Genomic DNA, 24,169 nt, shown 5'->3' with positions numbered 1-24,169 from the left:
ATGTATCAGATCTTTCTGGGAAAGATTTCCCGACTCAGTGCTGGCGCGTTAGCACCCGAGTTGAAAGATCGGGCACCTTCGGGCGCGCGGCGTGCCAGTTGGCTTGCCGGGCGCGTCATGCTCTCTGCTGCTATCGCGCCGGTGCCCGCGATGCAGTACGGGGTAAATGGCAAGCCCGCGTTTCCCCCCGAGGTGCAACGCGGCTTTAGTCTGAGCCACAGCGGGGATGACATTGCCCTGCTGTTCAGTGACGAAAGGGACGTGGGCTGTGATATTGAAGTCCTGCGACCGCGACCAAACTGGCCGCGCCTGGCAGAAAAGCTGTTCAGTCCGGGTGAACAGGCCCTGATCGCCGCACAACCGGGGGTGCAGCAGTTAGCGGTCTTTTGGCGCATCTGGACGATAAAAGAGGCGATAATCAAGCAGCGCGGTGAGAGTGCCTGGCAGATGGCCAGCATTGACAGTACGGCCCCGTCTGCGTTGTCGGTCAGCGCGCTGCAGGTGGGCGGCCTGAGTCTGGCGGTCTGTACGCCGACGCCGTTTGAGTTGAGCGCGACCACTCTGCGGCGGCTGGCATAAAGGGCTGGCCACGTTCTCACCGGGCAGCCCTGATTGTTTAGTGACTCTGTTTGCTGTCTTCTTCTTTATGCTTCTTCGCCAGGTAATGGCCTGCTGCGCAACCCGCCACGGCACCGGCAACCGCATGATGTTTAAGATGACCCGCTACGCCGCCCACCAGCGCGCCTTTCAGGCAGCCTTCAGCCTGCGCCTGAGAGGTAACCGACATCAAAAGGCCCAGCGTGACCAGCAGAAAGGGAAGTTTACGCATCAATACTCAGTCCTTATCAAGGGGGAAAAGTGTTCATGCTGCGACGATAACGCGAATGCGAGGCGGGCGGATAAAAAAATGCGAGTCGTTGCGCGACTGTTGCAGAAAAAGCGACGGACTTTTCATGCCAGAGAGGGCCTGAATTTTTTGAACCCCATCACACCCTGCGTTTTTTGCGTATCCCTTTGCTCTCTTCCTGAACGTAAAGATGCAATAACTACCTCGCCATACATACAACCGGAACCCACGATGAAAAAAACTTTAGCCTGTTTTTCATTCCTGGCAGGCAGCCTGCTCACGGGATATGCACCAGCACTGATTGCCGCCCCTTTGCCGTTAACGCCAGACACGAGCATCCCGGTAAGCCGCTACATTACGGCGCTGAATCCGGATCACTCCATTACCTTTCGTCTTTTTGCCCCTGCCGCGAAGCAGGTTGCCGTCGTAACCGGCGCCACGCCGCTGAGCCAGCATTCGCATGACATGAAAAAGGACAACACGGGGATCTGGTCATGGACCAGCGAGCCGATGAAGCCCAACCTGTATGAGTACTATTTTGACGTAGACGGTTTCCGCACGCCGGATACCGGCAGCCGTTTCCCGAAACCGCAGCGCCAGGTGAACACCAGTATGATTCTGGTGCCGGGCAGTATTCTGGATGAGCGCAACGTGCCGCACGGCGATGTACTGACCCTGACCTATCACTCCACCGCCCTGAAGTCTGAACGTCAGGTGTTTGTCTGGGCACCGCCGGGTTACAAGGCCGATAGCAAGCCGCTACCGGTGCTCTACTTCTACCATGGCTTTGGCGATACCGGGCTGTCGGCCATCTCTCAGCTCCGCCTGCCGCAGATCATGGATAACCTGCTGGCAGAGGGGAAAATCAAGCCGATGCTGGTGGTGGTGCCCGATACCGAAACCGACATCGTGCAGGCTATTCCCGAAAACTTCCCGCCAGCCGATCGCCGCAAGGACTTTTATCCCCTCAATGCCGCTGCTGCGGATAAAGAGTTAATGCAGGACATTATCCCGCTGGTGGAAAAACGCTTTACCGTGAGTCGCAAACCGGCTGACAGGGCGATAGCCGGGCTATCCCAGGGCGGCTATCAGGCGCTGGTGTCCGGCATGACGCACCTTAACGACTTTGCCTGGCTGGCCAGTTTTAGCGGCGTGACCACCAGTACAGTGCCTAATGAGGTCGTGACGCGTCAGCTGAGCCAGCCGCAGACCGTGAATAAACAGCTGAAAAACTTTACGCTGGTGGTGGGCGATAAAGATATCGTGACAGGCAAAGACATTGCCGGACTGAAAACCGAGCTGGAAAAGCAGGGCGTGAAGTTCCATTACACCCAGTATCCGGGGCTGGGACATGAGATGGACGTCTGGCGACCTGCGTATGTGGAGTTTGTGCAGCAGCTGTTTAAACCACAGTCGCACTAATTCTGGCTTCAACGCTGACCGCGCACAGGATGAGCAGGGCATCCTGTGCGCATTCTCCCCAACGCGGCGGGAACGCTGCTGTTTCGTTGGCGGCGGATTGCGTCATATCAGCCACGCGGTAAGCGCTTACGCATCACCCGCTGCCCAAACGCATCACTGCCTTCTGCGACCCAGCCATTTGCCTGATAAAACCCCTCCGCGTTCGAGCCGGGATCGGTGGTCAGCATAATCATCTCTGCGCCCCGATCGCTAAACCACTGGACGATCGCGTTCAGCAGGTGCGTCCCGATGCCCTGTTTTTGATATTCAGGTTTAACAAACAGTCCGCCAATTAGCGGTTCGGGCGCATAGATCCCCAATCCATAACCTGCATAATCATCCCCGACCTGGCAAATCCAGCCGCCGCCCTGACATATATCCTCCAGCGCTTGCTCACGTTGTAAATAGTGAATTTGATGCGCGTGAAGCCGGTTTTCCGTTACGGAAAAGCGTATTTCATATATTTCTTTAAGGTGCCGGGGTTCAAGTTTAAAAAAGGAAAGAGACATGGTCGTTCTGTATAACATGACGGTGAAGTTGGAACACATTATCGTCTGGACCGCGGTATTTCAAGTCGCCAATATTTGGGTTGACCTCTGTATTTCCCGGAAGCGGTTTTTAACCCGTTTTTTTCATTTGGCTGGCATCGGTCTGTCATCTGTCTGTCAATTTCTTCTGTTTAACACTGGCCTTAAGGCCGCCGGGACGATTGAACCCAGCCCTGTTCCCATTTCCCCTGTACTCTGAAAGGAATTAATCGGGACACATTGCCTCACAGGGATGACCGGCAAAAAATGCGGTCCATGGAAAACTGGAGTTTTATAGTTTGCCATTCATCATTAAATAACAAGGGTTTAACGATCGATTTTTGGGATTTGATAGGTTTAATCATAGTTTAATCCGTTAAAATTCATTTGATTGATAGCTAAAGGCGATCAATAATCAATCCACTTCAACACCGTTAATCAGAGCATGGGAATGGAAATCCAGAATCTTGATAATAATAACCGTGCCTGGCGGTTCATTGCTGAACCCATCGTAAACCTGAAATCCGAACGTATTGCCGTTGAAGTCCTAACCCGATTTGCCACACCAGGGACGCCTTTTTTACATATAAGTAAAATGAATAAAGAACAAAAAATAAGGCTCCTGAGAGAGCAGTTGTGCTTAATTCACCAAAAAAGACATTTTTTTGAAAGTCACCAGTTGCTGTGTTCTGTCAATGTAGATGTAGAGATGGCTTTTGCGCTGCTGGAAGAACGGGATATTTACGAGCTCGCCACAGCGCACTCTTTTCTTCGCATCGAAGTCTCAGAAAGCTTCCCCAGTCTGGCTGAAGGGCTAAATAATCCCTTACTGCGAAAGTTATATAATAATTACACCTTATGGCTGGATGATTTTGGGAGTGCCTCCTCGCATTTTCCCTGTTTACAGAAAGGACTGTATGAAGCCGTTAAAATCGACAAGCACTTTTTCTGGGAACATCACAACAGCCCATTGTGGAAAACGACGCTGACGCAAATTAAAGACTACTGCCAGTTTATCATCGTCGAAGGCGTAGAGAAGGATACCTACTTTCAGTTTGCAAAACCGCATGCTGCGGCATTTCAGGGCTATCTGTTCGAAGCCGTTAATTTTGATGCATTGGGCTGACGATCCCGTTTAGCCGTCGACCCAAAATGATCGTTTCAGCCCGCGGCCTGATTGCCCCAGTCTTCCATTCACCAGGCTATGCCTGCTCTGTAGCCTTTCTGGGCGGCATCCCGGCCCGCCATAAGTCAGGCGAGCTATCCTCTCCCTTCTCACGATATTTTTCATTTTTTTTCCCGCTACCTGAGCCTGCTTTCCTGACAGCAACAGCGGGTTTAACGCCGTGACGAATCCGGCGTCAAAATGTATTCCGTTAACGTGTTCAGCTAAATAAAGTGAGCGGTAATTAAAAATACAGGGTGAATCTGAACGACACGTGCAGACGGATCATTTTTATTACGGCTTCAATGAAATTTAAAGCAGTTTGTGCGAGATGTCTCGCAGCATTTTGTTTAATTACACAGAAGGCATGATAATTATTGTGCTTTATTATGTTTTTTTGCATATAGCCTGCTGAATGTCTGTGTGGATAATGATGGAGTATCAAGACATTCACAGGATGCTCATGCAATGAATGATAAAAATATTGTTTTTCTTGATTACGCGACGCTCCCCGGGAGCGTGAGGTTAAAGGCGATTCATGGCGCGCATAATTTAATTTTGCATGCAAGAACGTCACCTGAGCAATGCGCTGAACGCATTGCAAAAGCGGACGTTGTTATTACGAATAAAGTAAAGTTAACGCAAGCGCTGATCGCGCAGGCACCCAATCTCAAATTTGTGGCCGTTGCCGCAACAGGCTTCGATGCGATTGATATCGACGCCTGTAAAGCCAGAAACATTCCCGTCTCGAATATTCGAGGTTATGCGCTAGATACCGTACCTGAGCACACCTTTGCCTTGATATTTGCCCTGCGCCGCAGCATTACGGCCTATCACCAGGCGGTACAGAAAGGGCGCTGGCAGCAGGCAGGTCAGTTTTGTTTTTTCGATTTCAGCATTAAAAATCTGGCCGGTTCAACGCTGGGGATAATTGGTGATGGCGTGCTGGGTAAACGCGTGGGCGACATAGCCAAAAGTCTGGGAATGAATGTACTTTTTGCTGCCTATAAAGGGGTCAGCAATATGGGGCCGCTTTATACCGACTTCGAAGAGGTAGTGAAAACCAGCGACGTTTTATCACTTCATTGTCCGTTATTACCTTCTACGGAAAATATGATCGCTGAAAATGAATTTGCGCTCATGAAGCCAGAGGTGCTGCTTATTAATACGGCACGCGGTGGAATCGTCAATGAAGAAGATTTATACCGTGCATTAATGACTCGGCGTATTGCCGGGGCCGCATTCGACGTGGCAAAAAACGAGCCGCCAGACAAGGACTCGCCGATCATGAAACTCACGCAACTCCCGAATTTTATCTTAACGCCACATATTTCATGGGCCAGCCAGGAAGCCATTCAGTTGTTAGCCGACAAGCTCATCGACAATGTGAATGCCTGGTTAGAGGGTAAACCAATGAATATCGTTAATCCGTAGTCAATATAACACCAGGAGAGTCATTATGTTTTTGGGAAAAGAAATCCGTTTAAAGCGACTGCTAAATAAAAAATCAGGCCGCCTGCTGGCGATCACCATGGACCATCCCATTACGCGCGGCGTTTTACCCGGAATTGGCCCGATAAACGAGGTCATGGGCAAGGTTGTCGCCGGTAAACCGGATGCGATTACGATGCACAAAGGCATCATCGAAAAATCCTTTGCGCCTTATGCCGACACGGATGTCTCCATCATCATGAAAGCCACCAGTTACGCCATCCCTTATCACGAGGCGTTTGATACGCCAGTCGCAGATGTTGACGAAGCAATTCGCGTGGGAGCAGATGCCATCTCGGTGGGTTGCATTCTGGGTGGGCCGGAGCAGGCAAAGCAACTGACCTTTTTGGGCCAAATAACCAAAGCGGCGGGGTCGGCAGGGCTGCCGGTTGTTGCCCATATCTATCCTAAAGGGCCGATGGTGAAAAATCCGTTCGATGCCAAACATCTGGCTTACTGCGTCCGCGCGGGGGCTGAGCTGGGGGTCGATATTATTAAAACCCTGTGGTCCGGCTCGGCTGACACCTTTAAAGAGGTCGTGGCGTCCTGTCCGGCAAAGGTTGCCCTGGCCGGAGGCGACATGGGAAACGATCTGGTGAGCTTCCTGACCAACACCCGTAAAGCCCTGGATGTCGGCGTGGGTGGAGTGACTTATGGCCGCTTTGTCTGGCAGCACGACAATCCCACGGCTGTCATCCGCGCACTGGACGCCATGATTAATGACGACAGCAGCGTAGATGAGGCGATTGCTGTTTACAAACAAGCCGGCGGCAACTGAGTCGCGCCAGCACAAACGAGGATATGAGTATGAAAGCAGCAGTGCTATTCGAGGCCAACAAACTTGACGTGATTCACGTTGATGCGCCCAAGGCCGCGCAAGGTGAGTTGGTCATGCGTGTTAAATCAGCGGCGATCTGCGGTACAGACAGCCGCATCATAACCGGCAGGAAAACAAAAGGGGTACGTTTTCCTTCGGTTATCGGGCATGAGTTTGCAGGTGAAGTGGTTGAGGTCGGGCAGGATGTCACGCGCTTTTCGATCTCGGATCGCATTGCTGTTGATCCCGTTATTCCTTGTCGTTCCTGCCTGTATTGCCGCAGTGGAAAAGAGAATGTTTGCCAACATCGTCAGGCGATAGGTTACGAGTTTGATGGTGCATTCGCTGAGTACGTCAAAATACCGGCGATCGCCCTTGAGGCAGGCAATGTTTTCAAATTACCCGATAGCGTTTCCTATGATGCTGCCGCTCTGGCCGAGCCTTTAGCCTGCTGTATTAACGGGCAGAAAAACGTGGGTATCCACCTGGGTGATGTGGTGGTGATTCTTGGCGCAGGCCCAATAGGACTGATGCATGTCGCGCTGGCGAAACGGTCAGGTGCATCAAAAATCATTGTTAGCGACCTCAATGAAAACAGGCGCAGTGTTGCCCTGCAATGCGGTGCCTCCCATGCGGTTGACGCCAGCCAACAGGATCTGAAAGCCATTGTCATGTCTGAGACGTCTGGGCTGGGGGCGGATGTGGCGATCATGGCTATCGGCCTTCCCGCGCTGGTGAATCCGTCTCTGGAATTACTGCGAAAAGGCGGTCGGGCCAACCTCTTTGCCGGTTTCTCAAAAGAGGATACGGCCGATGTGGATGTCAATCTTATCCACTACAACGAACTGGTCATTACCGGTGCCAGTGCGCTAAGCCGGGAAGGTTATGAAAAGGCACTTGGGCTAATTTCATCGGGCCAAATCAATGTCGAAGCCTTAATTACTCACCGTTTTAGCTTATCCGAAATAAATGAAGCGCTTCGCTATGCGCAAAAGGGTGATGCTGTGAAGGTCATTATTCACAACGATTAATGTCAGCCAATGGAGGTAGTCGCGATGGATAAAGCCTTTCTTGGTATTGATGCGGGAAGCAGTGGCGTTAAAGTCTGTGCATTCAATTTTCACGGGGAGTTGCTGGCTAAGGCCTCACGTGAGGTAAACATTATATCGGAGACAGCCTTAAGCCATGAAATAGCCGTTGAGGCGTACGGATTACAGGTTGAAGACGCGATTAAAGAGGTGACGGCGCAAGTTAAACATATTGTCTCCATTGGCTTCTCTGTCGCGTGTCCAACGCTGGTCTTTCTGGATAAACAAGGTAAGCCCGTGTGTAACGCGATCACTTATCTGGATGGACGTTCAGACGCGTTTATTAGCCAAACGCTGGGCGAGGAAAAAGAGTATGTCCGTTCATTGACGCATAACAGCCCCGGACCTTCTGCCTGCTGGGTGGGAACGTTGGGCTGGCTGCAGAAAGAACAGCCTGAGTTAATGAAAAAAGTCCACAACGTCGTGCTGCTTAATGGCTATCTTGCGCTGCAGCTTGGGGCCAGGAAAACGGGCATTGATCCCACTCAGGCGGCCTATTCTGGCGCTGTGGTTTTGTCTTCTGCACCAAAATGGTCAAGCGATCTTCTGAGGTTTTGGCAGTTTGACCATAATATCCTGCCGCCAATCTACCCATGCACATCCGTGGTGGGGCACATCAGCGCAGTGGTCAGTAAAAGAACCGGCTTAATGGAAGGTGTACCTGTGATTCTCGGTTCTGCCGACACCGCTGCGGCCGCGTTTTCTGTAGGACTCATTGATGGTGGAACGGCTTTTGAGTCCACCGGAACCTCAGGCGTGATAACGTTTTGTCTTGAAACGCCAAACTTCGACAGCCGTTTCATGAATCGTTACCACATTGTTCCTAATCAGTGGCTGGCTCATGGCGCGATGTCCACCACCGGCGGCACCTTTGGCTGGCTTAATCATGCGTTATGGCCAGAAATACAGGATATCAGCGAACTGGAAAATCTGGCCGCGATGTCTGCTCCTGGCGCAAATGGGCTGATTTATCTCCCTTACCTGGCCGGAGAGCGCAGTCCGTTATGGGACACGCGGGCTTCAGGTGCCTGGCTGGGGTTAAGATTGTCGCACAAACGAAACGATTTAATCCGCGCGGCAATGGAGGGAACGGCTTATGGTATGAAACAGATCCTGGACATCGCTTATGAAAAGTGGGGCGTCAGGCTTGATGAAATCCTAAGTGTGGGAGGCGGTTCTCGTAATGCATTATGGACTCAGATAAAGGCAGACATTCTTCATATTGAATATAACCTTGCCCAAACCAGCGATGCGGCAGCATTTGGTGCGGCAATGACAGGCGCAACCGGGGCCGGCTTTTTCTGCGGTATTAACGATCCCGACCTGCCTATCTTAAAAACGGAAGAGGCCAGTTTTAAACCCAGTGAGGATAAAAAATTACTCGCCCTTTACCGCAACCATTACCGCATTTACGAATCACTTTACCCGATACTTAAATCAACTATGCATTCGTTAGCAGGTAATAAAAGCACGCAATAGTTTTTTAAAATAATAACTAAACAAGAATCGTTATTTATAACGTCTCTTTATTGTTTCTTTTGCCAAAGGGAAAATTATGAAAACGTCTCCTCTGTCACAAGGTAAACCCGCCACGAATTTTCGCTGGGTGGTGCTGGCATTAATTTTTGCTGTTTATGCCGTCAATTATGCAGATCGTTCAAATATAGGCTCAGTATTACCCTTCATTACTGAAGAATTTAATATGACCAATTTCGAAGCGGGTCAAATTGCAAGTATGTTCTTTCTGGGTTATGCACTGTGCCAGATTCCAGCCGGTTTTCTGCTGGCTAAACGCGGCGTACGTGGAATCGTGACACTTTCTATTCTCGGTTTCTCGGCATTTACCTGGTTAATCGGTACCGCGTCCTCGGCGCTTTCCATAAAATGGATGCGGCTTGGGTTAGGGGTTACCGAAGCACCAACGCCGGTAGGATTAACATCAACCATTAACAACTGGTTCCCACCAAAAGAAAAGGCGACGGCAACCGGCATCTATATTGCCTCTACCATGTTTGCGCCGATCATCGTCCCGCCTCTTGTGGTGTGGATTTCTTTAACTCTTGGCTGGCGTTGGGTCTTTTTCCTGTTTGCCATACCGGGCCTGTTTCTGGCGGTGATATGGTATTTTCTGGTCAAATCAAAACCGGAAGAGAGTCAATTTGTTTCTCCCAGTGAGCTGGAGTATATCCGGGCATCTGAAACAGCGTCCGGGAATGAGGTTAACGTTGAGAATATTGTGCAACATACCCGTTTTGCCACATTAGATAAGCTCATTCGGGTAAGGGAGATTAAGCCGCTTGATTCCGCAGCCAAAATTTTTCGTTCGCGCAATGTCTGGGGAAATACTATCGCCTATTTCATGATGGTCAGCATCATGTACGGTATCCTGACCTGGATTCCCTCTTATCTGGTGACAGAGAAGGGATTCTCTTTTGTAAAAATGGGCTTCGTCGCCGCGATGCCGTTTGTCGGTGGATTTATTGGCTCCATTTTTGGTGGCTGGATATCGGACAAGATTTTTGGACGACGTCGTAAGCCCACGATGATTTTCACTGCGCTGGCGACCATTGTCATGATGGTTGTGATGATCCACGTGCCGCAGAGTACTGCTATGGTTGCGGGGGCATTATTTATGGTGGGGCTGTTACTCAATATTGGCTGGCCTGCATTTACTGCTTATCCCATGGGCGTTGTAGACCGGAAAAATTACCCTATTGCCATTTCTTTGGTGAACAGCGGCGGCAATCTGGGCGGGTTTGTATCACCCATGGCGGCAGGCTATTTACTGGATAAGACCGGGCAATTTAGTTCAGTATTTACGTATTTCGGCATCTGCGCCGTGATTGGGCTGATATTGCTGCTGATTATTGATGAGCCGAAGTGAGGTATCTCAGCGTAATCCTGAGAGAGGCAGAAACGCCACTGCCCGTCAGCAAAGCAGAGCATGACGCCGTATCAGCGAATTGTGTGAATCATCAGCGGAAAATCCTGTTTACGGTAGGGCAAGGTGGTCATGTTGGCTCCGTACGTTAACGAACGCTGGCAAAACGCTGAATTCGGGAAAGGCACCGATCCTGCGCGTACGGCTCGGTGCGTTTTTCATTGTGCCGTCGATAACAACCAGCGTTGCGGTTTTACCGTATTCTGAGATGTGTGCTGGGGAGGCCTGCGCTGTGAAAGATACGGCGCTCCCCTGTACCGCCGTCATTGAGTGACTACAGAAACAGGCCGTCCTGAGACTTGCGGCAATCGCGCGGGCTGCAGCCGAACCAGCGGCGAAAGGCGCGTGAAAAAGCGCTGACTTCAGAGTAGCCCAGCAGCAGCGCCATCTCGGAAACAGAAAGATGATGCTGTTTGAGATAATGCGTGGCCATTTCTTTGCGTACGCTGTCCACCAGCGCCGAGAAGCTGGTTTGCTCATCACGTAAGCGCCGTTGCAATGACCAGGCGGATAACCCCTGTTTTTCCGCGATGATTTCCAGTGAAGGTTCGCCGTTCAGCAGTTGCAGATGAATGTCCGTTCGGGTTTGATTAACGGTGTCCTGACGGACCACGGGCGGGCTGAGCCGACGGATGGCATCCTGCATCACCAGCAGCAGCATCGGATCATGATCCGGCATTTTCCGGTTCAGATCCGCTTTCGCGATGATCATCGAGTTAAAGGGTTGATCGAAGTAAACCGGGGCATCAAACACCTTACAGTGTTCGTGCCAGTGCTCAGGGCGCGGATGCTCAAAATGCACTTCCCGCGGCGCCCAGTGCCGACCTGCGGCATGGCGGATCAGGTTGAGGAACATGCCCAGCGTTAACTCGGCATCCTGGCGGCGCATCAGGATCACGCCATGGCGAACCTGATAATCCAGTTGCCAGCAGTCGCCGCGTTCGGTCAGCCGGATGCAGGTGTTGTGTTGATGAAAGGGAAAGGCATTGACGACGTTCCGCAGCGCCTGTTCCAGCGTGGCCGAACACAAGCCAATATAGCCGATCAGCCCCAGTGACTGGGGTCGGAACTGATGACCGTATTGCAGACCAAAGTTGTCCACGCCAGCCTGGCTTGCTGCTTCCTCCAGCACCCGGCAATAGCTGACCAGGTCCAGGCTCAGCGTTGGGCAGGCGAGCATATCGGGATCGATCCCGCTGATCCCGAAAATGCGATCGACATCGCCGCCCTGTGCATTGATAAATTCGCCTAAGCCCGTTGCGGCGGCAGACAACACACCGCGATGGCCGCCTGCGCCGGAGATGGCCGTTAACGCGGCCTCTGGAACTCTGCTGGTCATCTTGTTTTCCGCAAAAAGTGAACGTCTTAGAGTTCTGCAAAAAACGTACCAGCTGGAAACCACGCGATAACAATCGCTTACCCGATTCGCTTTCCGTGTTGCACCGCGATCAGGCACTGCGGCGGTGCGTTAAACGCCAATCGGCAGCGCGGCACCTTCAAGATAGCGCTGGCACAGCCGGACGGTGTGGCTGGCCCAGCCATCGCCCAGGCTGCGCGCCATCTCGGTTTCGCGGTGGGAAGCCACCCAGGCCGTCAACTGGATACGCCGCTGGATCAGCATGGCAGGGATCATAGCCAGTTCCCGATCGCTGATGTGTGCGACCTGTTCGTAACCGCGTAACCAGTTTTCCACCCACTGCGGCGCACTCGGATGATGCTCAACAAAACTGATGGCCGCGGCAAGATCGTGCAGGTACCAGCCCATGCCGCAGTCATCAAAGTCGATCACCCGGGTTTCGCCTTTATTCACCAGCAGGTTGGTCAGGCGCAGGTCGGCATGAATCAACCCATAGCGTTCAGGTGACTGTCCGAAGTCCAGCATCTGGCGGCGCACGTGTTCCAGCGTTTCTTCTACCACCGCGTGTTCAGCGGTGGGTAACCCCGCAACGTCCCGCCAGTCGCCCCAGTGGCCTGCCGGAGACACCATCGTATGATGATCCCAGATGATGCGGCGAAACCCCTGCGGCTTCTGCCATTTCCGGCTGTGATGGTGCAGACGGGCAGTAATGGCACCGAGCTGACGAAACGCAGCCGGATCGACGCTGTCGGTCAGCATATCGCCCTCTATCCAGTGAAACAGCACCGCATAGCGTTCGCCGCCATCGGGCAGCGGCAGGACCTGAATGCGTTCACCCTGACGATCTTCTACGGCAGCGGGGACGCTGATGTCCGCCGCCTGAAGCGCGTCCAGCCAGAGCAGCTCACTTTCAATATCCTGCTTCGCGTGGTAATCGCCCCGGTGAATGCGCAGCGCGTAGCGGCCCTGCGGCGTGCTGACAGATAACGTCGCGTTTTCTGAGCGACACAGCAGCCTGACCTCAGCCTGTGCACAGGCGGGATAGTTCACTAATGCCCGGTGGGCAAGCTGAAGGATGGTGTCGTTACTCAGCGTATCGTACTGTTTATGGCTCATGTCCGGCTCCCGGGTTTCTGCGTGTAGGGCCAGCATGGCGCTGAACCCTGCCTGCACGCTTGACCTGAAAGCAGGGGAAAATTGACTTTGGCAGGCACCTGGCAGCCAGGCCAGGGGCAAGTTGACCTTAAATCACGGCGTTCTGTTTTCTGCGGTCAAGTTTTTCCCTTCCCACTGTGTCCATCATCTACCCGACAGCTTTTGTGCAGCATTTTTCAATTAACACAGACGGGGAACGCAGTGATGAAAGAGAAACTGAAACCCACCCTGGGCACCCTGCGACTTTGGGGCATTGCCGTGGGGCTGGTGATATCGGGTGAGTATTTCGGCTGGAGCTACGGCTGGGGCACAGCGGGCACGCTGGGCTTTCTGGTCACGACGTTTTTTGTTGCCGTCATGTATACCTGTTTTATCTTCAGCTTTACCGAACTGACAACGGCTATTCCTCAGGCGGGCGGCCCGTTCGCCTATAGCCGCCGGGCGTTCGGCGACACCGGCGGGCTGATTGCCGGAATCGCCACGCTGATTGAGTTTGTGTTTGCGCCTCCCGCTATCGCGATGGCCATTGGCGCCTATCTCAACGTGCAGTTTCCTGAAATTAATCCCAAGCTTATCGCCGTGTGCGCCTATCTGGTGTTTATGGGGCTGAATATCATCGGCGTGAGCATCGCCGCGACCTTTGAACTGCTGGTTACGCTGCTTGCCGTGATTGAGTTACTGGTGTTTATGGGCGTTGTGGCGCCCGGCTTTAGCCTGGCGAATTTCGTCGCGAACGGCTGGGCGGGCCAGGGAACCTTCTCGCTGGCTTCCGTGTCCGGTATGTTCGCTGCGATCCCCTTTGCCATCTGGTTCTTTCTGGCGATTGAAGGCGTCGCGATGGCGGCAGAAGAGGCAAAAGATCCCCGCCGCACCATTCCCCGCGCCTATATCAGCGGTATTTTAACGCTGGTGGTGCTGGCGATTGGCGTGATGGTGTTTGCCGGTGGAGCAGGCGACTGGCGTACGTTATCGGGCATTAACGATCCGCTGCCTCAGGCGATGAAAATGCTGGTCGGGAATGACTCGCGCTGGATGCACATGCTGGTGTGGATTGGCTTATTCGGCCTGATCGCCAGTTTTCATGGCATCATCATGGGCTATTCCCGCCAGTTCTTTGCGCTGGCCCGCGAAGGGTATCTGCCGCCCGCCCTGGCGAAGCTTTCACGCTTTAACACACCGCACCGCGCCATTCTGGCCGGTGGCGTAGTGGGCATTCTGGCCATTTTCTCTGACGGGATCAGCTTTCAGGGCATGAGCCTGACCGCCGCCATGATCACGATGTCGGTGTTTGGCGCCATTGTGATGTACATCATGAGCATGCTGAGCCTGTTTAAGCTGCGTCGTACCGCTCCCACGCTGGAGCGCAGTTACCGTGCGCCGGGTTATCCGGTGATCCCTGCCATTGCCCTGTGCGGATCGCTGATCTGCCTGGCGGCGATGCTGTGGTTTAACCCGGAGATTGGCGCGCTGTTTATGGCCTTTATGGTCGTGGGTTACCTCTATTTCCTGACGACCCAGTCCCGGCGCGGCACGATCGCGCAAACCTCTGTCGCGGCGGAGATCGACTAACGCAGACAGACGCTGCCGCGCACTGATGTACGGCAGCGACAGTATTGAATCCGAGGAGTGATGATGACGGTACGTTCAACCATTATGGATACCAACAGCTTTCGTGCAGAAAACGCGGAAGCGCTGGCCCCGGCGATTCGCCAGTTAACCGACAAACGCAGCAAGGTGCTGGGCGAGTCATATCGGCTGTTTTACCGTAACCCCGTGCATCTGGTGCGCGGGCAGGGGCAGTATCTCTGGGACCAGGCGGGCAAACAGTACCTGGATATGTATAACAACGTCGCCAGCATCGGCCACTGTCATCCGGCGGTCGTGGAAGCCGTGCACCAGCAGATGATGCGGCTGAATACGCACACCCGTTATCTGCATGAGTCTATTCTGGACTACAGCGAGCGCATTTTGGCAACGATGCCGGCGGCCATCGATCGGGCCATGTACATGTGCACAGGGTCCGAGGCAAACGATCTGGCGATTCGTATGGCGCATGCGTGGAGCGGCGGCACGGGCATTATCGTTTCGAAAGAGGCCTATCACGGCACCAGCGCGCTGACGTCCGGCGTATCACCGGCTCTGGGCAGCGGCCAGCCGCTGTCTTCGCATACCCGGCTGGTGGCATCGCCAGATTTTTACCGCATTCAGCCCGCCGATCAGGGGGCCTGGTTTGCCCACGAAATTCAGAAACAGATCGATGATATGGCCGCGCACGGCATCAAGTTTGCGGGCTTTCTGGCGGATTCCATTTTCTCTTCGGACGGCGTATTGCCCGGCCAGCCGGGCTTTTTAAAGCAGGCGATCGACGTCGTCCATCAAAACGGCGGAATTTTTATTGCCGATGAAGTTCAGCCCGGCTTTGCCCGTACAGGGGAATCATTCTGGGGATTTGCGCGCCACGGTGTGGTGCCCGACGTGGTGACCACGGGTAAACCGATGGGCAACGGTATTCCCGTATCCGGTCTGATGGCGAAAGCCCCGGTTATGGCGGCCTTCAGTGACTCGCTCCCGTATTTTAATACCTTTGGTGGCAATCCGGTGTCGATGGCGGCGGCGCACGCGGTGATGGATGTGATCGAGCAGGAATCGCTTCAGGCGCACAGCCTGAAAACCGGGCAAGCTTTGTTAGCGGCCCTGCAGTCCCTTCAGGATACCTATGCCTGCGTAGGCGACGTGCGCGGCGCTGGCCTGTTTATTGGCTTTGAGCTGGTCACGGACAGAGAGACGAAGCAGCCTGACAAACGGCTGGCGCTCGATTTGGTCGAGGCGCTGCGCGAAGAGTGTGTGCTGACGTCTGTCGCCGGACCTTACGGCAACGTGCTGAAGATTCGGCCGCCGCTGTGCTTCCAGACGCATGATATCGACTGGGTAGTCAGCGCGATGGATCGCTGCCTGAAAAAACTGCAGGGATAGGCCGCTGCCGGGCACAGGACAGGGCGGTAACGGGATGATTTTGCTGAATGCTGCACGCGTCGCATAACGCCCGTCATCACTGCACGGATAAAGCCCGACGTCAGCCGGGCTGGCGATATCCGTAAAACCTGATGCCAGGGATTGGCACGGCAGAATTACAAGGGGAGTTCGTGGCTGTCGCCGGAAATTGTCCAGCTGTCAGGATCCAGTAACCTCCCCTGCCCGAAAACACAGCCGTTTGGCTGGAAAAACACCTCGCCATATTGCGGATCGTTGACGTAAAAGGTGCCGTCTTCGCGCCGCTCAACGGTGAGCTGTGCAAATCGCGCCTCAAAATCCGCCAGGTTATCCAGCCGCGGATCGTCATTCAGGCGAATCAGCCAGCAGGTTTCCTGCCCCGGCAAGCGGACTTCACAGTGCTGTGTCGGGCCATGAGCGATCCGCTGGAACGCGCGGTTGCCGGAGATCTGTACCATACCTTTACCACTGCGCAGCAGAATGCGTTTATCGTAGCAACGCACGTCTTCAAAATAGCGCTGCGGCAGCCAGGCGTGAGAAAAATCAGGCTGCCCTTCATGAACACGAAACAGAACGATCGCCAGGCCGCGATACTGCTGCACGCGCGGTAGCGTGCCACATCCTCCCCAGTAGGAAGGCCGCCCGAAGCCACTGTGCAGGCGTTCACCTGGATGGTTGATCCAGATCTGCGCCTCAGGCGTCTCGCCGATCCTCAGATGAATCGGGGTTTCCTGATAGCCCCATTCGCCCCAGCGGTATCCGGCAAGGGAACCCATTGCCACGTCGCGGGTTTTATAGTGGTAAAGGCGCGCAATGCGGTTAAGCCCCTGAGCGAAATACCATTCCAGCGCGCTGTCACCTCGCCATACCGCCACCTTTGCCAGTTCAGGTGAGTGCGTCAGTTTGCCCTGCTTTAACAGTAGTGCCAGCTGCGGTAAGGCATGAAAGCGACAGCCAACGTTGCCTTTGCCCCACAACAGGCGCGAAATTGCGGACAGCTCCAGCGAGCGACCTGCGCGCAGCGTGTGCTCGTATGAACGACCTTGCGATGCGGTGAGCATGCCCTGGTGGGAAGAGCGTGCTATCTGTTCCAGCAGGCGAAGGATAGCGCGCTGGCTACGGGCAACGATATCGGCATCCGGTGCCAGGGCGGCGAGGGCGGTTAATCCCTTGAGATCGATAGGGAAGTAAGGCGCGGAATTCCATTCGGCCATCTCGCATTGTTCAAAGTGATCCAGCCATGCCAGCACGCGCTGACGGCCTGCTTCTGCCTGCTCATAGCCCAGGCGGCCGGATCGCACAAAGGTTTTATCCGGAAAGGTGCTTCCCGCCAGGTAGGCGGCGGTATGAAACAGCAGCGCGTGGTTTTCAGAAAAGTACCACTGCACGTCATTTCCCGGCTCATCCATCCAGTAACGAAAGGCTAAAATCGCCCGATCCATTTTCTCGCGAACGGGAGCGGCAATGCGATCCGCCCACTGGATCCGGCACCACAGCAGCGGTACAAGCGTAAAGTCGGCGCAGTCATGGCACTCTTCAACCGGTGTTAAAACGCCTTCCAGCATTTTCTGGGTTTCGGTGTCATCCCTCCCGCAGGCTAGCCGGGCCAGCGCTTTTACGCTGCTGTATTCGCCGTGCAGGGCAACATGCATCAGCGCTTCGTCTGCACGCGCGTCTGCCGTTTTCGGCACCTGCGCCTGTTGCTCTGCATGGCAGATCTCCACGCCCAGGGTGCGCCTGATATGAAAGTTGTCTTTTTCCATGCTGATAACGAAATGACGAAAATCAGCCGGCAACGCGTCGCTTTCGGCAATCTCAGCCACCGTTTCGCCTTGATGTAAAACCGCGTTGAGCAGTACGGGCTGGTCTAGCGAAATAAAGTCGCCCTGCACGCGGATATTCAGGTTCAGCGTTTCCGGGGCTGGGATTGGGAAGCACAGGCGAACGGTGCCGCCTGTGTAGGTCGGCTGTTCAAACGCCATGCCTTCGAGCAGGGCTTCCATTTGCCGCACCCGATCTGCCTCAATCGGTGTTGCCAGTGCCACCTGCAGCGGCGCACCTTCAACATAGTCCAGTTGAAAAAAGAAGCGCACATCGCGTTCGGCCAGGTCATCGAACCAGACCGCAATAGCGTTCACTCCGGCATCCAGCATGAGCGCGAACTCAACGGTGCTTTCCAGATTACGCTGATAGTCTGCCTGCCATGCCACATCACCGCCGTTCAGCGTAATACAGGCGGCACCGCAGGTGGTCAGCCGAAAACGGTACAGGCCACGTTGTTCCGCAACAAGGCAGGTTTCTGCCTGAGCGCCGATGCGCGTGGCCCGGAACCAGAAACCTGATAAATCGACCCGATCGGAACCGAAAGGGAACCACCAGTTTTTCAGGGTAGTATCGCCGAAAGGAGTGGGCTTTTTTCCGGCATAGTGTTGCTGAAACTGCGTCCGACAGGGATAGGTATGGGGAATAAAATTTTTATGTTGGCTCAGAAAGAAAAACGGATCCATTTCACCGGACATCGGCGCATTGGGCACATCATAGCGCTGTGAAGAAATCGCGGATAACTGCCAGTAGCGAACGGCTTCATTCTGGTTAAGGGGGAAGTAACAATAATGGTTCTGGTCCATGATGATATTCTCCTGGTGTCGACGTCCTGTTATTTTTTAAAATGTCTTAACCCTTCGGTCAGGCATAAAATAGCCAGCGCCTGGCCATAACCGGTTGGCTGTAGCGGAATGTCTTTATAGAACTGCAGGGTTCTTCCCATGCGGGTGCCATAAGAGACGTTGTGGACTGTGCCGCTGCTGTCAATATTTCGCCGTACCGCGCCCAAGGCTTGTAAACCTGCCTGCAACCAACGTTCATCGCCATAGCCAAGACGAACGCCTTTTAATAAGCCATAGCCAAATCCGGCGGTAGCCGATATTTCTTCATAGCTGTCTGGATGGTCGAGCAGCGTGTGCCATGCACCGCTCTCAGATTGCAGCGTGATTAATGAATTAATTTGCGTTTTCAGGCATTCGAGTAAATAGTCACGGACGCCGCCGCGAAGCTGGGTCAGTTCCAGAAACTCAATAATGCCGACAGTTATCCAGGCATTTCCCCGCGCCCAGCGGGCCTGAGCAAAATGGCTCTTCTCGGTAAAACTCCAGCCGTGAAACCATAAACCGGTCTGCGGATCGTTAAGATAACGGGCATGCAGTAAAAACTGGCGTACGGCCTCATCGACCAGCGCCTGTCGTCCGGAAGCTACACCGTAATGGCCGAGAAACAGCACCACCATAAACAGCGTGTCATCCCATATCTCCATGGGGTTAATGCCGTCGGACACCACGTGCTGGAAGCCTTGTTCCGGGGTGCGCGGCAGCTCTGTCATTACCCTGTCGGCCCAGCTATCCAGCACCGCTTGATAATGTGGTGCCCGGTTATGTGCCCACAGCAGGGATAACGGCAGCATGGGGGCGGTGGTATTAATATTTAACGGGGGCAGGCCTTTTTGAATATTTTGCTGAAACCAGTTTTCAATGATTTGGTAAATATCGTCGCGACGGGTCAACTCCCATAATCTCACCAGACCAAACAGGCCAACGCCCTGCGGCCATTCCCAGTGAGCAAATGAGATGTAATCCCCCGCTGTGCCATCCATATTGGGTTCGTTAAATTTCCCTTCGTCTTTTAGCTGTGTAAATCCATTCAGTAACCGATCAAGTTGGCGGGCTGTTGATAATAATTCCATTATGTTTCCCTCAATGCTGTATAAATCCTTACTCGTTTTTTTATATTTCTGTGATTATTCACCGTAACCGTAACCGTAACCGTAACCGTAACCGTAACCGTAACCGTAACTTCCTTATTCGCCTCGACAGGCGGGAATAACGGTTATCCATAGGTTTCTCTGGGAAATGAAATCCCATGACGTCATCATTATCGGCTGGCCTTAAGAAGCCAGTTTTACATTAACCAGATATGTTGACTTATTCATACGGTTGGCGTTCAGGGTCACTATTCTGGCCTCAATCATTATTCTTTCTCATAAGAGAGTAAAACCGGCTTTAATGATGCGATTGCCTGCCTGATTAATCGGGCTGCCTGGCATCATTATTCACGCATAACGACAGGCTCGCCCGGGCAGACGTAAAGGCTTAATGCTCAGCCTTAACGCGCGAGCCAGCCACCATCGACGGCAATCGTATAGCCATTCATATAGTCAGAAGCCCGTGAGGCAAGAAATACCACCGGCCCCATCAGGTCCTCTGGTTTTCCCCAGCGACCGGCGGGAATGCGATCGAGGATTTCGGCACTTCGCTGTGCATCAGCGCGCAGTTGCTGCGTGTTATCGGTTGCCATATAGCCCGGGGCAATTGCGTTGACATTAATACGGTGCTTCGCCCACTCGTTGGCCAGCAAGCGGGTTATGCCCATTACGCCACTTTTAGACGCGGTGTAAGAAGGCACGCGGATCCCGCCCTGAAAAGAGAGCATTGAGGCGATGTTGATGATCTTGCCCCCATCCCCTTGGGCAATAAAATGTCGGGCGGCGGCCTGCGACATAAAGAACAGGCTCTTGATATTCAGATCCATCACATCATCCCAGTCCTGTTCGCTGAAGTTGATGGCATCCTCACGGCGAATCATGCCCGCGTTATTCACCAGAATATCAATGCGGTCAAAGCAGGCGATGGCGCTGTCCAGTAGAGAGGGGATAACGTCAATGTTACGCAAATCAGCTTTCAGGCTAAGGAAGCGACGTCCCAGCGCGGTCACCTGTTTAATCGTTTCGTCGGGTTCAACCTGATTAATACCAACAATATTGCAACCGGCTTCAGCCAGTCCCAATGCCATAGCCTGACCCAGGCCGGTATTGCAGCCCGAAACCACCGCGATTTTGTCCTGAAGAGAAAACGCATTCAGTATCATGTGGACTCCTTATTCACGCGCTACCTGCTTCTGACAGGCGGCGCATTGGTGAGGATTAGCGCAGATCCTTGACCGATATGTGGTCCATATCATCAAACACCTGGTTTTCACCGACTGTTCCCCAAATAAAGGTATAGGCTTTCGTACCGACACCTGAATGGATCGACCAGGCCGGTGAAATGACGGCCTGCTCGTTGTGAACCAGAAGATGACGCGTTTCCTGCGGCTCACCCATCATATGAAAAACGCAGGCATCATCATCCATATCGAAATAGAGATAGACTTCCATACGGCGTTCGTGGGTATGACACGGCATGGTATTCCAGAGGTTGCCGGGTTCAAGTTGCGTTAACCCCATACTGAGCTGGCAGGTTTCCAGGACGTCAGGAACCAGATACTTGTTGATCGTTCGGCGATTGCTCGTGAGGTTATCGCCGAGCGTGACGGCAGCGGCATCGCCAGCCGTCACTTTGCGGATGGGCAATGTTTTATGCGCCGGTGCGCAGTTGTAATAAAACTTCGCGGGACGATGGGGGGCCAGGCTGCTGAACAGGACTTCTCGGGCACCTTTGCCGATATACAGCGCTTCACGATGACCGATCTCATAGTCTTCGCCATCAATGGTGACCTGACCGGGCCCGCCGATATTAATCATGCCGAGTTCGCGACGCTCCAGAAAATAGCTGACGCCAAGTTGCTTACCCACATCGTTACCTATCGCGACAGCCTGGCCGACCGGCATCACGCCGCCAACAATGATACGGTCGATATGGCTGTACACCATGGTGAACTCATCGGGCACAAAGATCTTCTCAATCAAGAATTCATCGCGTAATCCTTGTGTATCCAGCGCGTTGGCGTGGGCGCTATGAATGCTTTGTCTGACTTCCACGTTAACCTCCCGTTAGTGGTGCAAGTAAATTTATTCAGTAATGAATTAAAGCAGCATGAATTCATTTTTGTGCATCCTATTCGGCAAAAAATCTCTTTTCAATTAAAATTGAAACAATGTTTTATTTTTAAATTGAATTGGTGAGATGGCTCTGGTTTTTTTATGGGGTGTGAGGTGTTCATGTAATTTAATTTGTTAATTATAAAGTGAAATGCATGTGAGCTTTATTAATTTATGATTTTTATCAGTTGTTTTAATATTTATATTATTAGATGGTTGTTAATGTTGATTTGTTTTTGTTAATACTTCTTGAGGATTTTCTTGATACTTTTAAAGTGACATTGATTTACCAAATTTTGAAAGAATTTATAATCTTAATAACACGTTCGTTATAAATAGTATTATGTAAAGATTTTATAGTCAGAAAATATATTTAACGCTCAGGGTTTATACTTTTGCCGATACAGCTTTTTACGCCAGGCGCGTGCAAACAAATAATATGCAACAGATTTGTAAAACATCCTGCTATTAAGGGATCTAATGCAAAAAATAATGAGGAGCATGCTGATAACAGAAGAGCTAATTAGCCATGCACTGTGCATTCGGGCCTGATAAATTGCGACTATATCAAATATAAAATTGAGGCTTGCCAGTGTTGTTGTAAAAACATAAATAGCAAGGTATATCTTTATAGCGTGATAGAAGCCCCTGACTATGGAAAATGCAGAGATGTAGACGAACAGGCAATAAATAATCGAAGTGATAAATACGCCTGTCAATGTAGGATATTTAGGCCAATTGAAGTTATCGATCATTTTAATGCCTAATGGCATCAGAGACATCGCACAAGAAAACAGTGAGCATATTAGACTTGAGCTTAAAGGGATACCCACAATATGCCATCCAATTGGCACTTCCATCTTATCTGTCATCTCATCTTTAATGGATTCAAGTTGTTCATCATTAGCTTTACTAATTTGTGCAGTAACCTTTTTGCTAAGCGCTAATGAACTTTTCAGATTATAAAACATGATTATCAAAAACTTCCTTGGTTTTTTATCAATACAGGATGTGTTTATTTAATAAAATAGGGTCACCATGTTTTTAATTTTTAAGTATGCTTCAACGGAAAAGCCTCGAAGCGAGGCTATAAATTCCTCTCTTTTAGAGATGTGGTTTTTCTCTTTGCATTTCAATTTGTTTACGCCAAGCGCGATTATGCAAGCAGTAAGCAATCATACGATAAAAAACTAAACTATTAATACACATAAAACTTAGTATTATCAGAATGACGCCAATGATTGAAACTATTAAGTGTGTGGTTTTTATGTCTGCACCAAGTAATGTTCCTAATATCGTATATATTAGGAAGGATATTGCTAATGTAGCAGTGCTAAAGGCTATGTAAACATAGCTTTTTAGCGCAAGATATTGCCCTTTACCAACGACCGCCATTAATGGAATGATAATAATGCAACCCACTAAGTCCGTGATCATAGCGCCGATGAAAAAAGCGTTTTTTGACCAGTCCATCCATTTTGAAATTCCATGCCAAATAGAAATTTGAGGCAGAGAGAAACTAACTACTGTGAGTATTGCGCTTATTATTAGAGGAATGCCCATAGTATGCCATCCAATAGAAGCATCCATCTCATTCATCATCTCATCCTTAACGGATTCAAGTTGTTCATCATTCCCCTTTACGATTTTCGCACTAAATTTTTCGCTGAGCGCTAATGCATTTTTTAGATGTTTAAACATGATAATGAGCCTGCCATGCGCGTTTTTATTAAAAAATTTAGTGCTGATTTCATCCACTAATATCAGGTCAATATGCGGTAGTATTGTAACTGATTTTTAATTAAATAGCCCCGAAACGAGGCCATAAATATTGAATTTCCAGTTCTGAAAATTCCTTATTTTACGAGGCGTGATTTTTTCTTTGTCCTTCAATTTGCTTGCGCCATGCACGATTATGCAAGCAGTAAGCAATCATGCGATAAAACATGTCAGTATCCAGACACTTCCAGGAAAGACAGGCAGCAAACAGTCCCGGAAATGAAAGTCCAAACAGTAACGCATGCACGCCTGAGCCTGTCAGCCATGAAAAGAAACAGTAACAGACAAAGAACAAAGAGAATAAAGTTGTTATCGCAAGGACAAGTAGATGAAATCTTAAAAAAACATAACTGCCTTTCGAGATAAATAACAATGACAGGACAACAAGGAAAGCATAAAAAAAAGCGGCAACCATAATGCCAATCATTAAGGCATATTTTGGCCAGCCCATTAGCGTATATATGCCTTGCCATAAAGACGTCTGAGGAATGACAAAACTGAATATAGCCAGAAAACAGCTTGCGACAAGCGGAAGTCCCATGGTATGCCAACCGACAGGTTCTTCCATTTCATCAATCATTTCATCCTTTACCTTTTCCAGTTTGGCAATGTCAAATGTATCAATTTTTTTGCTATAACTTTTACTTAAGGTAAGTGTTTTTTTTAGTTTTTTTAGCATGT

21 protein-coding genes are annotated in these 24,169 nt (G+C 51.5%); 10 read left to right on the top strand and 11 right to left on the bottom strand.

The annotated features are described in order from the left end of the window. On the top strand, window positions 1-579 hold the full coding sequence (gene acpT, locus AAIE03_RS15125) for a 4'-phosphopantetheinyl transferase AcpT (RefSeq protein WP_014595240.1): 579 nt from the start codon (window positions 1-3) through the stop codon (window positions 577-579). Window positions 580-616: 37 nt separating this feature from the next. Here acpT and AAIE03_RS15120 read toward each other — a convergent pair whose 3' ends face one another. After that, a complete protein-coding gene (locus AAIE03_RS15120; RefSeq protein WP_014606673.1) occupies window positions 617-829 on the bottom strand; it encodes a hypothetical protein in 213 nt (70 codons plus the stop codon). Between the two features lie 249 nt (window positions 830-1,078). Here AAIE03_RS15120 and AAIE03_RS15115 point away from each other — a divergent pair, with 249 nt between their 5' ends. Then, the gene (locus AAIE03_RS15115; protein WP_498563072.1) at window positions 1,079-2,269 is read left to right on the top strand and encodes an alpha/beta hydrolase-fold protein; all 1,191 of its coding nucleotides are present in this window, start codon (window positions 1,079-1,081) and stop codon (window positions 2,267-2,269) included. Between the two features lie 107 nt (window positions 2,270-2,376). Here AAIE03_RS15115 and AAIE03_RS15110 read toward each other — a convergent pair whose 3' ends face one another. Beyond that, complete coding sequence (locus AAIE03_RS15110) at window positions 2,377-2,856, bottom strand: GNAT family N-acetyltransferase (RefSeq protein ID WP_498563071.1); 480 nt, start codon at window positions 2,854-2,856, stop codon at window positions 2,377-2,379. Between the two features lie 430 nt (window positions 2,857-3,286). On the opposite strand from AAIE03_RS15110, the gene AAIE03_RS15105 reads away from it, so the two are divergent. The 6 genes from AAIE03_RS15105 to AAIE03_RS15080 all read left to right on the top strand — a co-directional run bounded on the left by AAIE03_RS15105 (window position 3,287) and on the right by AAIE03_RS15080 (window position 10,280). Next, window positions 3,287-3,961 (top strand): EAL domain-containing protein, encoded by a 675-nt coding sequence (locus AAIE03_RS15105; RefSeq protein ID WP_498563070.1) that lies wholly within the window; start codon window positions 3,287-3,289, stop codon window positions 3,959-3,961. A gap of 462 nt (window positions 3,962-4,423) precedes the next feature. After that, window positions 4,424-5,434: a D-2-hydroxyacid dehydrogenase gene (locus AAIE03_RS15100; RefSeq protein WP_013024465.1), complete on the top strand. Its 1,011-nt coding sequence runs from the start codon at window positions 4,424-4,426 to the stop codon at window positions 5,432-5,434. Window positions 5,435-5,459: 25 nt separating this feature from the next. Further along, complete coding sequence (locus AAIE03_RS15095) at window positions 5,460-6,269, top strand: class I fructose-bisphosphate aldolase (RefSeq protein ID WP_041457461.1); 810 nt, start codon at window positions 5,460-5,462, stop codon at window positions 6,267-6,269. Between the two features lie 29 nt (window positions 6,270-6,298). Beyond that, window positions 6,299-7,339, top strand: coding sequence for a zinc-dependent dehydrogenase (locus AAIE03_RS15090; RefSeq protein ID WP_024472328.1), 1,041 nt, complete (start codon window positions 6,299-6,301; stop codon window positions 7,337-7,339). Window positions 7,340-7,363: 24 nt separating this feature from the next. Next, window positions 7,364-8,875: a xylulokinase gene (locus AAIE03_RS15085; protein WP_254877216.1), complete on the top strand. Its 1,512-nt coding sequence runs from the start codon at window positions 7,364-7,366 to the stop codon at window positions 8,873-8,875. Between the two features lie 76 nt (window positions 8,876-8,951). Further along, the gene (locus AAIE03_RS15080) at window positions 8,952-10,280 is read left to right on the top strand and encodes an MFS transporter (protein ID WP_498563069.1); all 1,329 of its coding nucleotides are present in this window, start codon (window positions 8,952-8,954) and stop codon (window positions 10,278-10,280) included. A gap of 331 nt (window positions 10,281-10,611) precedes the next feature. Here AAIE03_RS15080 and qhpR read toward each other — a convergent pair whose 3' ends face one another. Both qhpR and AAIE03_RS15070 read right to left on the bottom strand, forming a co-directional pair. Further along, window positions 10,612-11,676, bottom strand: coding sequence for an AraC-like transcriptional regulator QhpR (qhpR, locus tag AAIE03_RS15075; protein ID WP_024472325.1), 1,065 nt, complete (start codon window positions 11,674-11,676; stop codon window positions 10,612-10,614). Between the two features lie 129 nt (window positions 11,677-11,805). After that, on the bottom strand, window positions 11,806-12,810 hold the full coding sequence (locus tag AAIE03_RS15070) for a phosphotransferase enzyme family protein (RefSeq protein ID WP_275234030.1): 1,005 nt from the start codon (window positions 12,808-12,810) through the stop codon (window positions 11,806-11,808). Window positions 12,811-13,053: 243 nt separating this feature from the next. On the opposite strand from AAIE03_RS15070, the gene eat reads away from it, so the two are divergent. Next, window positions 13,054-14,418: an ethanolamine permease gene (gene eat, locus AAIE03_RS15065; protein WP_498563068.1), complete on the top strand. Its 1,365-nt coding sequence runs from the start codon at window positions 13,054-13,056 to the stop codon at window positions 14,416-14,418. Window positions 14,419-14,481: 63 nt separating this feature from the next. Continuing rightward, window positions 14,482-15,822 carry an aspartate aminotransferase family protein gene (locus AAIE03_RS15060; RefSeq protein WP_014606667.1) on the top strand — a complete coding sequence of 447 codons (1,341 nt, stop codon included), beginning with the start codon at window positions 14,482-14,484 and terminating at the stop codon, window positions 15,820-15,822. A gap of 155 nt (window positions 15,823-15,977) precedes the next feature. On the opposite strand, the gene AAIE03_RS15055 is transcribed toward AAIE03_RS15060, so the two are convergent. From AAIE03_RS15055 to AAIE03_RS15025, 7 genes are all read right to left on the bottom strand, one after another. Next, complete coding sequence (locus tag AAIE03_RS15055; protein ID WP_498563067.1) at window positions 15,978-18,467, bottom strand: hypothetical protein; 2,490 nt, start codon at window positions 18,465-18,467, stop codon at window positions 15,978-15,980. Between the two features lie 29 nt (window positions 18,468-18,496). After that, window positions 18,497-19,576 carry a beta-galactosidase BglB gene (gene bglB / locus AAIE03_RS15050; protein ID WP_013024475.1) on the bottom strand — a complete coding sequence of 360 codons (1,080 nt, stop codon included), beginning with the start codon at window positions 19,574-19,576 and terminating at the stop codon, window positions 18,497-18,499. 419 nt (window positions 19,577-19,995) lie between these two features. Next, a complete protein-coding gene (kduD, locus tag AAIE03_RS15045; protein ID WP_013024476.1) occupies window positions 19,996-20,757 on the bottom strand; it encodes a 2-dehydro-3-deoxy-D-gluconate 5-dehydrogenase KduD in 762 nt (253 codons plus the stop codon). Window positions 20,758-20,812: 55 nt separating this feature from the next. Next, a complete protein-coding gene (gene kduI / locus AAIE03_RS15040; protein ID WP_013024477.1) occupies window positions 20,813-21,649 on the bottom strand; it encodes a 5-dehydro-4-deoxy-D-glucuronate isomerase in 837 nt (278 codons plus the stop codon). A 440-nt stretch (window positions 21,650-22,089) separates the two neighbouring features. Then, window positions 22,090-22,680 (bottom strand): hypothetical protein, encoded by a 591-nt coding sequence (locus AAIE03_RS15035; RefSeq protein ID WP_498563066.1) that lies wholly within the window; start codon window positions 22,678-22,680, stop codon window positions 22,090-22,092. Between the two features lie 133 nt (window positions 22,681-22,813). After that, window positions 22,814-23,410 carry a hypothetical protein gene (locus AAIE03_RS15030; protein WP_217268067.1) on the bottom strand — a complete coding sequence of 199 codons (597 nt, stop codon included), beginning with the start codon at window positions 23,408-23,410 and terminating at the stop codon, window positions 22,814-22,816. Window positions 23,411-23,570: 160 nt separating this feature from the next. Then, a complete protein-coding gene (locus AAIE03_RS15025) occupies window positions 23,571-24,167 on the bottom strand; it encodes a hypothetical protein (RefSeq protein ID WP_064373173.1) in 597 nt (198 codons plus the stop codon). Between the last annotated feature and the right edge of the window lie 2 nt (window positions 24,168-24,169).

The sequence above is a fragment of the Pantoea sp. Ae19-2 genome (assembly GCF_059801205.1).
This window is presented reverse-complemented; position numbering and strand designations above follow the sequence as displayed.